Origin of the sequence: Bartonella silvatica (assembly GCF_040545155.1) — a bacterium.
GTDB lineage: Bacteria > Pseudomonadota > Alphaproteobacteria > Rhizobiales > Rhizobiaceae > Bartonella > Bartonella silvatica.
The window spans coordinates 125,618-138,900 of sequence record NZ_JBEPLI010000003.1 but is presented as its reverse complement, the minus strand read 5'-3'; the positions used below and the strand labels follow the sequence as shown (position 1 = coordinate 138,900).

Annotated in this window: 10 protein-coding genes and 1 other RNA gene; 10 read left to right on the top strand and 1 reads right to left on the bottom strand. The window is 38.2% G+C overall.

The features are described 5' to 3' along the window. A partial coding sequence (locus ABID23_RS03030; protein ID WP_354189195.1) for a tyrosine-type recombinase/integrase occupies positions 1–830 on the bottom strand: 830 nt, incomplete at its 3' end. A 1,289-nt stretch (positions 831–2,119) separates the two neighbouring features. On the opposite strand from ABID23_RS03030, the gene ABID23_RS03025 reads away from it, so the two are divergent. The 10 genes from ABID23_RS03025 to murD all read left to right on the top strand — a co-directional run bounded on the left by ABID23_RS03025 (position 2,120) and on the right by murD (position 13,196). Further along, positions 2,120–2,494, top strand: coding sequence for a hypothetical protein (locus ABID23_RS03025; protein WP_354189193.1), 375 nt, complete (start codon positions 2,120–2,122; stop codon positions 2,492–2,494). Positions 2,495–3,400: 906 nt separating this feature from the next. Then, a complete protein-coding gene (locus tag ABID23_RS03020) occupies positions 3,401–3,910 on the top strand; it encodes a lytic transglycosylase domain-containing protein (protein WP_354189191.1) in 510 nt (169 codons plus the stop codon). An 86-nt stretch (positions 3,911–3,996) separates the two neighbouring features. Then, positions 3,997–4,387, top strand: an RNA gene (gene rnpB, locus ABID23_RS03015) — RNase P RNA component class A. Between the two features lie 277 nt (positions 4,388–4,664). Continuing rightward, a complete protein-coding gene (gene rsmH / locus ABID23_RS03010) occupies positions 4,665–5,663 on the top strand; it encodes a 16S rRNA (cytosine(1402)-N(4))-methyltransferase RsmH (RefSeq protein WP_354189211.1) in 999 nt (332 codons plus the stop codon). Next, entirely contained in the window at positions 5,660–6,064 is a 405-nt protein-coding gene (gene ftsL / locus ABID23_RS03005; protein ID WP_354189189.1) for a cell division protein FtsL, read from the top strand. The genes rsmH and ftsL overlap by 4 nt, the downstream gene beginning before the upstream one ends. Further along, positions 6,064–7,806, top strand: coding sequence for a peptidoglycan D,D-transpeptidase FtsI family protein (locus tag ABID23_RS03000; protein ID WP_354189187.1), 1,743 nt, complete (start codon positions 6,064–6,066; stop codon positions 7,804–7,806). Before ftsL ends, ABID23_RS03000 begins: the two co-directional genes overlap by 1 nt. A 23-nt stretch (positions 7,807–7,829) precedes the next feature. Then, entirely contained in the window at positions 7,830–9,281 is a 1,452-nt protein-coding gene (locus ABID23_RS02995; RefSeq protein WP_354189209.1) for a UDP-N-acetylmuramoyl-L-alanyl-D-glutamate--2,6-diaminopimelate ligase, read from the top strand. After that, complete coding sequence (locus ABID23_RS02990; protein ID WP_354189185.1) at positions 9,278–10,699, top strand: UDP-N-acetylmuramoylalanyl-D-glutamyl-2,6-diaminopimelate--D-alanyl-D-alanine ligase; 1,422 nt, start codon at positions 9,278–9,280, stop codon at positions 10,697–10,699. The genes ABID23_RS02995 and ABID23_RS02990 overlap by 4 nt, the downstream gene beginning before the upstream one ends. 21 nt (positions 10,700–10,720) lie before the next feature. Then, a complete protein-coding gene (gene mraY / locus ABID23_RS02985) occupies positions 10,721–11,791 on the top strand; it encodes a phospho-N-acetylmuramoyl-pentapeptide-transferase (protein WP_354189183.1) in 1,071 nt (356 codons plus the stop codon). Between the two features lie 4 nt (positions 11,792–11,795). Beyond that, positions 11,796–13,196, top strand: coding sequence for a UDP-N-acetylmuramoyl-L-alanine--D-glutamate ligase (gene murD, locus ABID23_RS02980; RefSeq protein WP_354189181.1), 1,401 nt, complete (start codon positions 11,796–11,798; stop codon positions 13,194–13,196). The last annotated feature ends 87 nt before the right edge of the window (positions 13,197–13,283 follow it).

Genomic DNA, 13,283 nt, shown 5'->3' with positions numbered 1-13,283 from the left:
ACGCGAAATTCTGTTGTCGCATCGCGCTTTCCTTTCATATTTTCAGCAGGTATGATCCATATATCTCCATCAATCTGATCTTCACGAATATGACGCAAGGGATTGGTACGAACCCCTGTAAGGATAAGTAAACGCAAAGCCAGTTGTGTGGGGTTTGTTGTTTGGCAAAGCGTTTTATAAAAAGCGGGAACATCTTTCCAATCCATTGCAGGTAAGTTTTTGATTTTATGGCGTTGTTTTCCTAAGAGAGCTTGTGCTTTTGTTACTGCTTGTAAATCAACATCCAAACCCAAAGCAGCCGCATGTTTGAGACAAAGATTAAGACGAATGAGAGCTCTACGCGCTGTAACAGCTTTTGTATGCCAGATAGGGGCAATAGTGTTGCGTATCTCAGTTTGTGTAATCTCAGAAACCGGCAGACAACCTAATTTAGGGAGAATATGAAGGCGTAAAGGTAAAAACCAATCTCCATCTTTACCATCATTCTTGAGTTCAGCTTTACGACTTTCAAAAGCATCTAGTGCAATGTCTTTTAGGTAATGGAGATTACTTATTGCCTCACGCTTTTGTTTCTCACGTTCTTTAATGGGATCACGCCCCTCATGCAAAACAGAACGCCATTGATTTGCTAATTCACGAGCTTGTTTTAAAGAGACATCTCGCAACGCTCCCAAGCCCATTTCACGGCGCCGACCATGAATGGTATAACGATAAATCCATTGAGCACCACCATCTTTACGCTTATGAAGAAGCAAGCCGGCACCATCATTATATTTGCCAGCCCCCAATGTTGCGACAGATCTTGCATTAAGACGGTTCATAAGAGCCATTTTTTAATCCTTTCTTATACAAATTTGATCCACACACTCATCCCACTTGTTATGTGCAAATGAGTGGTTTTGATTGATTCAAGATAAGCAGGTTTGAAATGAGAGAATCCTACGTTATTCGGGACTCTCATTCAACATACAAAACAGTGAATTATCATTATAAATCAATATCTTGAATAGACAATCAAGAAGATGTTTGCTGAAAAATTACTGAAGATCAATATGCAATAAAGCTGTTTGAAATAGAGGGAAACAATACCTTTATATATTTTCTAAACGCAGAGAAGAGGGGGAAATATTGATTGTGATCGCTTTTAACTTTATTAGTATAAAAGTTTTGGTCTTGAATGGGGCCCTTGCTATATTTTTCTGAAGACTTTTGAGAGGAGAGTAAGATGTCTATTAAAGAATGAGTGAAGAAGTCATATGGTTGTGTCCTCTTCTTTAGTGAGAAGGGGGATGATTGCACTAAAGAAATGTGGACAGTAAAAAAGAAGGTTGTGCATAATGTTTTTTTTACAAAGTTCTGCAATTTTTAGGTACAAAATTATACTTTTATTGTTTTTTAGTTCATGACATGAAGTTATGAAGAAGAAAGAATATCTCTATTCACTGTTGTTTATAGTCGTGTATCGGAATCTTTTATTGGTTATAAAATGGTTTGTTGTTTTAGCTCTTGATCACAAGTGATTCTAAATGATGTACGTTTAGAGTTTTCATTTTATACATAATTTAAAAGGCTTATGCTTTTCATAGAGAATCTTACAGAAATCGCTTGTATTTGAAAATTTTCTTATCACGGAGGTTTTTTGGGAAAACTATAATGAAAATTATAGTGATCATAGATTCTTAGCTTATAGAAATAAAATTGCTTCAAATTGGATCATTTTAAATATTTTTTGCCTTAATTTTTCCGTTTTTAAACAATTTATAATTTTTTTATGTTTTTTTGTGTGAGAGATGATAAGAATTTCTTGTCGTTTAAAATATTTTATTCCATAGCAAAGATATTGCATCAGTCACTTAAGCAGTTGATGCAATGAAGACAATCGGGGAACCTCCTCCCCCCCCCCCCGCGTGGATCCCCTAGATTGTCGGGCCTGGCTGAGAGAATTCTCAGTCAGGCATTTTTGTAAGTTAAGATTTTATGGAGTGTGAATAAGGGGAAAAGCGTTAAGAGCTGAAGAGCGGCGAAGTTATCGTTTTTTTGCAGTAATTTAATTTTTGATTATAAACTCAATGAATGCCGTCGTAGTATTTTACATGCTATGATATTGTGGTAGGGGACAATGGACTTTTTGAGACATCGTATTGTTTTTATCTTATTTGTGTTCTCAGTCTCTTTTGCTGCTTTTTTTGTTCCTCGAAGTGCTTTTTTGAAGCATTTTTTACTTAACCCCTCTCTTCCTCTTCAGCAGGTTAGTGTAACAGAAGAAGATGTTTTAGAGAGAGTGGCGGTGTCTTTTCCAGGTCTTATAGCGCATCTCTCTCAGATGGATTCTGAGAAACAGAAGCAGTTTATTGAGCAAGTGCGTCGTGAGGTGGTTATTATTGCCTATTCAAATGGGAGAAATAGTGAACAAGCTCAGGAGCTAGGTCGGATGATTTCTGTGGTTTTATTGAAACTCGTTTCTCGTCCTTCGTTTGCTGATGATTATTTTTAATTCTCTTGTTTATCTGTGCATTTATAGTTAACATTGAAGGCACTTTTTCTACTTCTTTGCGAAGTTTTGAAAAGTAAGCAAGAGCGTTATAGTATTTGTTTTTTATTTTATATTACAGTGGGATAAAATGTGGCAGAGTATTTAAGCTCCTCATTCTTCTTGCAGGATTTAGAATGTTTATTTGTTATATAACTCTGAAATATAGAGATGGGGTATAAGGATATGAATAGTTCATAGCATGGGGGAAAATATTAAAATGGGGCGGTGTGATATCAATTTTTATTCAGGTATTTATTTCATTTATTAGATTAAAAACATATAGAAATAATTTCTAAGTTATGATACACAGCCGGAAATTTATATGTTGAATATACATATTCAAAGATGTCCCATTGGAATGGTTTATTGTGATAAATGGTTTGTTGACTATAGTTTTTTACTGCAGGTATTTATCAACCATGGGCAGAGTTGATAGCGATGTGTTCTTAATAGTTGTTCTGCAGTAGAGAGAGCGTTCATAGAGGCGTTTCAGTCAGGGGCGCTTGTTGCGGTTATAGAATTGGTCTCAATGAAAGGTTAACCTTATATAAAAATGGCGGAGGTATCTGAGGTGCTGTTTTTTCTCAAAGTGAATCGCGTGATAGGTTTATTAAATCTTGATAAAGTATATCACTTTTAGGGTATATTTATATCTCTTTTATATTTTTTTATTGTTTAATATTTTTATGAAACAAAGAGATATATAATCAATAATATTAGAAGTTTCTTTTTATTTTAGGAATAATATCTTGAAATTGTCTTAATATTTTCACTTTCAAGCCGATCTTTAGCTTTCTTTTTTTGTAGAATACACCCGTCGAGCTGTTGAAGCTAAGGGGTTGAGAATATTTAATAAAGAGAAAGAAAATGCAATTTAGGAAAGTCTTTTTAAGTGCGGCATTTGCTGTATTTTTTATGTTTGATATAAGTTTGTCTTATACCGCTTTAAATGTTACAGCTTCAAATGAAGTTTCAGGGAGTATTGCTTCTAAGATTCCTGTTCGTCCTTATGAATTTCTTATTGCAAAATTTGCAAATAAGTATCGTGTTCCTGTTAACTTGGCACATGCTGTTGTAAGAGTTGAAAGTAATTATAAAGCACGAACAAAGGGAGCGGCTGGTGAAATAGGGTTGATGCAAATTAAACCATCTACAGCCCGAGGAATGGGGTTTAGTGGTTCTATACAAGATCTTTATGATCCTGCAACCAATCTTGAATATGGTATGCGTTATTTAGCGCGGGCACATAAACTTAGTGGTGGAAATACGTGCGGCACTATTCTAAAATATAATGCAGGTCATGCTGCTAAAAAAATGAATTCTATTTCAGCAAAATATTGCTTAAAAGTGAAAACATATCTGGCCTCATTAAAATAAAAATGATCTTGGCAACGGTATATTTTCTATGAAATTTCTTGAGAGAGCTATTTTCACATGATGAAAAATATTTTATAAATGACACGTCAGTCGGCTGGGCAGCCGCGCTTGTCACGTATCTAAAGGTGCTAGGTGAGGAAAGTCCGGGCTCCATGGAAAAACGGTGCCGGGTAACACCCGGCAGGGGCGACCCTAGGGAAAGTGCCACAGAAAGTAAACCGCCTATTTTTATAGGTAAGGGTGAAAGGGTGGGGTAAGAGCCCACCGCGCATTCAGTAATGAATGTGGCAAGGTAAACCCCACCGGGAGCAAGACCAAATAGAAATGACGTGCAAGGTTTAACTTGCAGCCGCTTTCCGGGCGAGTCATTCGGGTAGGTTGCACGAGGCGGGTGGTAACATCCGTCCCAGATGAATGGTTGCCATGTAGAGTGTAAACTCTACTATACAGAACCCGGCTTATAGGCCGACTGATCTTTCGTAAATGAACATAATTTTGTGCAGATAGTGTATCCACAGCAGTGTCATACAATTTCTATCTATGGTAAATTTATTTTAAAATAGCTTCTTAAATGCAAGCGTTTTTTTAAAATCATAAGCTTTTTTTAAGTATAAGGCATTAAGCTATACATTGGATTAACTCTGGCTTCATTTTCTTTCATTATGAAAGGGAAGCATAGAAGTTTTGGTTATTCTAACATCAATGTTCATTGATGGCTGTTGATTTGAAAAATTATAAATCAAGACGGATTATTTTGAAAAAGCAGGATCAAAGAGCTGGAGGTCATATTCCAGTATTGTTACAGCCAGTTTTAAATGGGCTTGCACCATTGGTCGGGGCAAGAGTGATTGACGGCACTTTTGGCGCTGGTGGTTATACACGTGCTTTGTTAAATGCAGGGTCTGAGGTTATTGCTCTTGATCGTGATCCTCATGCTATTCGCGATGGAAAAGCACTTATTGATGAATTTTTTCCACGACTCCGTTTGGTGCAGACGGAGTTTTCACAATTAGATTGTGTTGTTGAAGAGAAAGTGGATGCTGTTATCTTAGATATTGGTGTTTCTTCTATGCAGCTTGATGAAGCTGAGAGAGGATTTTCTTTTCAAAAAGATGGTCCATTAGATATGCGAATGGCTCAAACGGGTTTTACTGCGGCAGATGCTGTTAATCGTTTAAAAAGTGATCAGTTAGCACGAATTTTTAAGATATTAGGAGAAGAACGCTATGCGAGCCGCATTGCACGGATGATTGAAAAGCGCCGCTCTGTTCAACCTTTTTTGCGCACAGCTGATCTAGCACATGCTATTGAAGCGTTGGTGGGACGTAAAAGCGGAGATCATATTCATCCAGCGACACGTGTATTCCAAGCACTTCGCATTTATGTTAATGATGAAATTGGTGAACTTGCACGTGGCTTATTTGCTGCTGAACGCGTTTTGAAGCCACGAGGTCGTCTAGGGGTTGTAAGTTTTCACTCCCTTGAAGATCGTATGGTTAAAAGATTTTTTTCAGCACGTTCAAGAGATCATGTGAGATCGCGTCATCTTCCTGAAATAGAGACAGCTCCAGCAACATTCTTTCCTTTGTTTAAAGGAGTGATCACGGCAAATGAAGAAGAGATCCAGAAAAATCCTCGTTCACGCTCTGCAAAGTTGCGTGTTGGTATACGCACCGATGCGGAAAGCTCCTCTGCAGATATGAAATTATTTGGTTTAGCAGAGATTAGCAGTTTTGAAGGTAGTAAGAAATGACAGTTTTTCGTACATTTGATATGATGTTAGTTATGATTATGATTTGTATGGCTGGTCTTACTTATAAAGTAAAATATGATGTCCAAAAACGGATGAGTGAAGTTCGCCACTTAGAACATAAAATTATGGCAGAAAAAAATACGGTGAGTTTGCTTCATACGGAATGGGCAGTGATGATAGAACCTTCACGTATGCAGAAACTTGCCAAACATTATCAAAAAGAACTTGGTTTAGAAATCATACAACCACATCAGATTATAGGGTTTGAAGATATTCCATTACCTATTCATGATCCAATTGCAGAAGCCATTAAACAAAGTGTTTTGGAAGTTAGTAAGAATATTGGGAGAAGTAACCGTTCTTCAAAGGTGAATAGTATTGTTCAAAAAGGTGTGCGATAATGAAATTATTTTCTCGATTTTTGCACAAGAATAAACACTTAAATGACGCGTTGGATTCCCATAATTTTCCTACCACTCAACCATATTTTGGACGTTCACGCTTGGTTTTTTCTTTGTTTTGTTTTTTCACTTTATACGGCATTATGGGAGTTTGTCTTATTTCATATGGGCTTGAAGGTGGACAGATTGCCGAAGCAAAAGGGCCAAGAAATCTTCAATTAACGGCGCGTCCCGATATTCTTGATCGGAATGGTCGTTTACTGGCAACGGATATTAAAACTTACTCGCTTTTTGCTGAACCGCGACGTATTATTGATGTGGATGAAACCATTGAATTGCTCTCAACAGTTTTACCTAATCTCAATTGGCAGGAAACTTATAGACGTCTTAAAAGAAAATCTAGTTTTTCTTGGATACAGCGTGGGTTGACGCCAACACAAAGAACAAAAATTATGGCTCTGGGTATTCCTGGGATTGGTTTTCGTACTGAAATTCGTCGTTTTTATCCAAGCGGATCCGTGGTTTCACATATTCTCGGTATGGTTAATATAGATAACCAAGGTATAGCCGGTATGGAAAAATATATTGACGATACTGGTTTAAGTGCTCTGCGTGCTGCTGGTCTTGCAACAGAAGAATCATTAAAGCCTGTTCAGCTTTCAATTGATTTGCGTGTTCAAACAATTGTGCATGATGAACTTATACAGGCTATGAAGCGTTATAAAGCAATTGCTGCAGGTGCAGTGATTTTAAATATCCACACGGGTGAAGTTTTGGCTTTAGCATCTATACCTGATTTTGATCCTACAAATCCTGCTGAATCGTTGAAAAGTGATCGTTTCAATCGAATGACTGCTGGAACGTTTGAGATGGGATCGATCATTAAAAGTTTTACCACTGCAATGGCTCTTGATTCAGGCCTTTTTCATTTAAATAGTGTTATTGATGCTTCAAAACCTCTTCAAGCAAGTAGAAATTATTTTATTCGTGATTTTCATGGAAAAAATCGTCCTTTAAAGCTTTGGGAAGTTTTTATTTATTCCTCTAACATTGGTTCTGCTAAGGAGGCGTTGGAGATAGGGATTGACGGGCATCGTGATTTTTTAAAACGACTTGGTTTACTTGATCGATTGACAACGGAATTGCCTGAAGTTGCTCACCCTATTTTGCCACATCGTTGGAGAGATATTCACTCTATGACCATTTCTTTTGGGCACGGTATGGCAACAACACCTTTGCAAACGGCTGTAGGTGCTGCTGCTTTGATGAATGATGGCTTGTGGATTGCTCCTACCTTTTTGAAACGCACAAAAGAAGAAGCATTGAAATATGCAAAGCAGGTCATAAAATCTAAAACAAGTCAAGATATGCGTTATCTTTATAAGTTAAATAGTGATATTGGTTCTGGACGTAATGCAAAAGTAGAGGGTTATAGAGTTGGTGGGAAAACAGGAACAGCTGAAAAAACTGAAAATGGAAGATATTCTAAAACGAAGAATTTCAACAGTTTTCTTGCAGCTTTTCCTATTGAAAAGCCTTCTTATGTTGTTTTAACAATTATCGATGAACCTCATCCTGAAGATGGGAAGTACTCAGCAACAGCAGCGATGAACGCAGGGCCAATGCTTGCGAATATTATTCGTCGTTCAGCAAGTTTTTTGGGAGTAAAACCAGACTTTGAAAAAGAGTATGAGCCTATTTTGAGTGCAAAAAATAATTCAAGATCCATGAGACAACGGTAAAGTTAATATAAAGGTATGTTATGGTGTTGTTTGGAACAGTTTTTACAGAATGTATAAAAGATAAAGACCTTGCTTCAATGGAGATAACAGGAATAAGCGCAGATTCTCGACAAATTTTGCCAGGCTATGTTTTTGTTGCTGTTCAAGGAAATAAAAGCAATGGCAAACATTATATCAATGATGCTATAAAGCGTGGTGCACGAGCAATTGTAACAGATTGTCATGTTACTTTTGAGGATGTACCTGTTCCCATTTTACGTGTTTTTGATGTTCGTCATAGTTTAGCGGTGGCAGCAGCACGTTTTTACGGTTCTCAACCTGAAACTGTTGTCGCTGTAACAGGCACAAGTGGAAAAACATCCGTTGTCTCTTTTATTCGACAAATTTGGACGCATGTTGGATTATGTGCTGCCAGCATAGGGACGGTTGGTCTTGTTTCCCCTAAACGAAATGATGATGGTTTTCTTACAACACCTGATCCGATCGTTTTACAGCGCCTCCTTTCTGAAATAGCCAGTGAAGGTGTTACACATGTGGCTTTGGAAGCCTCTTCGCATGGTCTTGATCAAAGCCGACTTGATGGAGTGCATTTAACGGCAGCTGCTTTTACGAATTTGGGACGTGATCATATGGATTATCACACAAGTGTAGAAGACTATTTACGTACTAAGATGCGCTTGTTTGATAGACTTTTACCGCAAGATTCTCCCGCTTTTGTTTTTGCAGATGATATTTACTCACAAAAGGTTATTGATACGATTACACAAGCTGGACGTCGTGTTTTGACAATTGGACGTAAAGGAAAATTTATTACTCTTAATCGTGTTGAGCATCAACGTTCAAAACAGTGTGTTGAGTGTCGTGTAGAAAACGATATTTATACATTTGATTTACCTTTAGCTGGAGATTTTCAGGTCAGTAATGCTCTTATGGCAGCGGGTTTAGCGATTGCAACGGGTGTTTCTCCTCACAAGGTGTTTCGGTCGCTTGAAACTTTGCAGGGAGCACCTGGAAGGTTAGAGTTGGTTGGAAAAGCGGAAAATAATGCTCTTGTTTATATCGATTATGCACATAAACCAGAAGCTTTAGAGCAGGTTTTGCTTTCTGTTCGCCCTTTTACGCAAGGACGTTTAATCCTTGTTTTTGGTTGTGGGGGTGATCGTGATCAAGGAAAAAGACCTTTGATGGGAAGAATTGCAGACAATAAAGCTGATATTGTTATTGTAACAGATGATAATCCTCGCACAGAAATACCAGAAAAAATACGTAAGGATATTTTACAAGAAGCGCCAAGAGCCATAGAAATCGCAGATCGCGGTGAAGCTATTGCTTATGCTGTTGGGCTTTTAAAAGCAGGGGATACGTTAATTATTGCTGGAAAGGGTCATGAAAATGGTCAAATTATAGGGCAAAAAACATATCCTTTTTCAGATCGTTTAAAAGCGATTCATGCTTTGCAGGAACGTAATAGATGACAGTGTTATGGGATCAACAAGAACTTGTTGCCGCAATTGGTGGTTTTGTCGTGGGATGTCTTCCAGAAACTTTTTCTGGGGTTTCTATTGATAGTCGAACCCTTAAAGAGGGGGATATCTTTTTCTGTATTAAAGGGGGACGTCTTGATGGTCATGATTTTGCTGTACAAGCTTATACACAAGGTGCAGGTGTTCTTGTCGTTGCGGAAAGTCGTTTGACTGATATGGAAAAAATATCCGCTCCATTGATTGTTGTTCCGGATGTTTTGCAAGCCCTAGAAAAACTTGGGAAAGCTGCACGTAAGCGCTCAAAGGCTAAAATTATTGCAATAACAGGGTCTGTTGGAAAAACAACAACAAAAGAAGCTTTAAAACAAGTGCTTGCAACTGTGGGAAAAGTTCATGCGAATCTTGCTTCTTTCAATAATCATTGGGGAGTTCCCCTTACTTTGGCGCGAATGCCTAAGGAGAGTGATTACGGTATTTTTGAAATTGGTATGAATCATAGGGATGAAATTTGCCCTCTGGTCAAGTTGGTTCATCCGCATGTTGTTCTTATCACACATATTTCTGCGGGGCATGTGGGATTCTTTAACAGTCTTGAGGAAATTGCAGATGCAAAAGCTGAAATTTTTGAAGGGCTAGATACAGAGGGAATTGCCATTTTAAACGCAGATAATGATTTTTTTGCTTATTTAGTTCAAAAAGCAAAGCAATGTGGTGTGAACAAAATCTTAAGTTTTGGTGAAACTAAAAATTCTGATTATCAGGCAAAAAATATACGTCTTCTAACGGACTACTCCTCTATGGTTATTGGTATTTTAGGGCAGGATAGGGAGATTAAAATTGGCGCTCCTGGGCGACATATTGTGCAAAATAGTTTAGCAATTATTGCTGTTTGTGATGCTATTGGTGTTGACTTAGAACCTATTTTACTTTCTTTGAGCCGTTTTTCTCTTCAAAAGGGACGTGGTATGCGTTATCGGCTATCTTTGCCCAATGGGGGAGAGTTTTATTTAATTGATGAAAGTTATAATGCTAACCCCGCATCTATGCGTGCTGCTCTTGATTTGCTTGCGATAGGGCCAGTGGGGGAAAAGGGGCGGCGGATTGCTATTCTGGGGGATATGTTAGAGCTTGGAGTGCATAGTGAAGCGCTGCATCGTGATCTAGTAAAGCCAGTCTATCTTTCCGGCGCTAATCCCGTTTTTTTATTTGGTGAGGAAATGAAGGCTTTAGCCACTGATCTCTCTGTATATGTTAAGGTTTATTATGCTGAAAATGTTGAAAAAATTTTATCATCTATTTTTACAGAAATCTCCAATGGAGATCTTTTGATGATTAAGTCATCACATAGTCTCTCTTCGTCAGATATCGTGGCTGCGTTATTTGATCACTATAAGATATCTTCTCTATAATTGAAATGGGTTTTTTATACCATGATGCTGTTTTTGTCTTCGCTTAGTGATTGGCTTCCAGGAGTCAATGTTTTCCGTTATATTACTTTTCGCACGATAGCAGCTACGCTTACATCAGGGCTTATTGTATTTTTATTTGGCCCTAGCATTATTGCTTCTCTTAAATTGCGACAAGGAAAAGGACAGCCAATTCGCGCCGATGGCCCTCAGACACATTTTAAAAAAGCCGGAACGCCTACTATGGGCGGGTTGATGATTTTAACAAGCACTTTAGTATCAGCGCTTTTATGGTGTAATTTATCGAATATTTATTTTTGGGTGTCGCTTTTTATTATGCTTTCTTTTGGGATGATTGGTTTTTATGATGATTATCTTAAAGTAACAAAACAAACACATAAAGGCTTTTCAGGTAAAGCGCGGTTAAGTTTGGAGTTTTTTGTGGGAATAATTGCTGCTTTTGCACTCTTACAAGTTGGCTCTCCTGGATTAGCTTTGCCTTTTGTGAAGGAGTATTTCATCAATTTAGGCTGGTTTTTCATTCCTTTTTCTGCTTTTGTTATTGTTGCAACAGGTAATGCAGTTAATTTGACGGACGGTCTTGATGGACTTGCTATTGTTCCTGTAATGGTGGTAGCTCTTTCTTTTGCCCTGATTGCTTACCTTTCTGGTAATATAAATTTCGCTGATTATTTACAAATTCGTTATGTGCCCGGAACAGGAGAACTGGCTGTTTTATTAGGGGCTGTTGTTGGGGCAGGGCTTGGTTTTCTATGGTTTAATGCACCACCTGCAGCTATTTTTATGGGCGATACTGGTTCGTTGGCTCTTGGTGGATTATTAGGGAGTGTTGCTGTCGCAACAAAGCATGAAATTGTTTTGGCTTTTATTGGTGGACTTTTTGTTTTAGAAGGTTTTTCAGTTGTTATTCAGGTGGGTTATTTCAAGTTAACAAAAAAGCGTGTATTTCTGATGGCACCCATACACCATCATTTTGAGAAAAAAGGATGGACTGAAAGCCAGATTGTGATACGCTTTTGGATTATTTCGATTGTTCTCGCTTTGATTGGTCTTTCAACACTTAAGTTGCGGTGAGATTTTGATTTCTGTTACATGTTACAAAGGTCAGAAAGTGGCACTGTTTGGATTGGGGCGATCGGGATTAGCTACGGCGCAGGCATTGATGAGTGGCGGTGCAGAAGTAGTGGCTTGGGATGAGAATGTTGCCTGTGTACAAGAAGCCTCTCAGAAAAATATTCCAACGAGAGATCTTCGTCACGAAGATTGGTCTGAGTTTGTTGCATTGATTTTAGCGCCGGGGATTCCTTTAACTTATCCTAAGCCCCACTGGATTGTTGATAAAGCACGCCAAGCTGATGTAGAAATTGTTGGGGATATTGAGTTATTTGTTCGGGCGCGTAATCACTTTTTACAACAATATGGTTTTTGTGATCAAGATATTCCGTTTATTGCGATTACGGGTACAAATGGGAAGTCGACAACGGCAGCCTTGCTTGCTCATTTGTTGGAACAAATGGGTTATGATGTGCAAATGGGAGGGAATATTGGAACCGCAATATTAACGCTTAAGCCATTTGTGAAAAAACGTATTTATGTGATTGAATGTTCATCTTTTCAAATTGATCTCACTCCCTCTCTTCAGCCAACTGTTGGGATTTTATTGAACTTAGCACCTGATCATATTGATCGCCATGGGAGTTTTACTCATTATGTGCAAGCCAAAAAGCGTTTAGTCTCTCATGCTTCTCGTGTTTTTATTTCAGTAGATGATGTTGCTTGTCAGGCTTTATATCAACAATTGGAAGATGAAGGGCGTCGCGTTGAAGCGGTTTCCAAAGACCATTTCGTTGAAAATGGTTTTTATGCGGATGGGACGAAGCTTTTTTCTGTTTTTCAGGGACGGCGTCATTTGCTTGCAGATCTTGATTCTGTGACTGCATTGCGTGGTCGTCATAACGCGCAAAACGCCCTTATGGCACTGGCAGCATTGCAGGCTTTAAAAATAACGGATCCACATATGAACAAGTATTTAGCAAGTTATAAAGGGTTAGCGCATCGTATGCAGTTGGTGCGTAAAATGGGATCAGTTTTGTTTGTTAACGATAGTAAGGCAACCAATGCAGATGCAGCAGCACCAGCACTTGCTGCTTTTCAGAATATTTTTTGGATTGTTGGAGGGCTGGCAAAAGAAGGTGGCATTGATTCTCTTAAAGCTTTTTTTCATAAAATCCATAAAGCTTATTTGATTGGAAGTTCAGTGCAAGAGTTTGCTGATGTTATTGGGTCTACTCTACCCATTTCGATGAGCTTGACTTTGGAAAATGCAGTGCGTGAAGCCGCTTTTGATGCAATGCGTTGTGAGGCAGAAGAGGTTGTTGTTCTTCTTTCACCCGCTTGTGCAAGTTATGATCAATTTAAAAATTACGAAATGCGTGGGGAAGCATTTGTTTCTTTCGTTATGCAATTAAACGAAGAGTAAACTTTAAAAAAATATTTTGCGTTAATACTCCAGAATCTTTTTTCATGTAATTCAATTTTTAAAGTGTTTTGCTAAAAAATAGGGAGC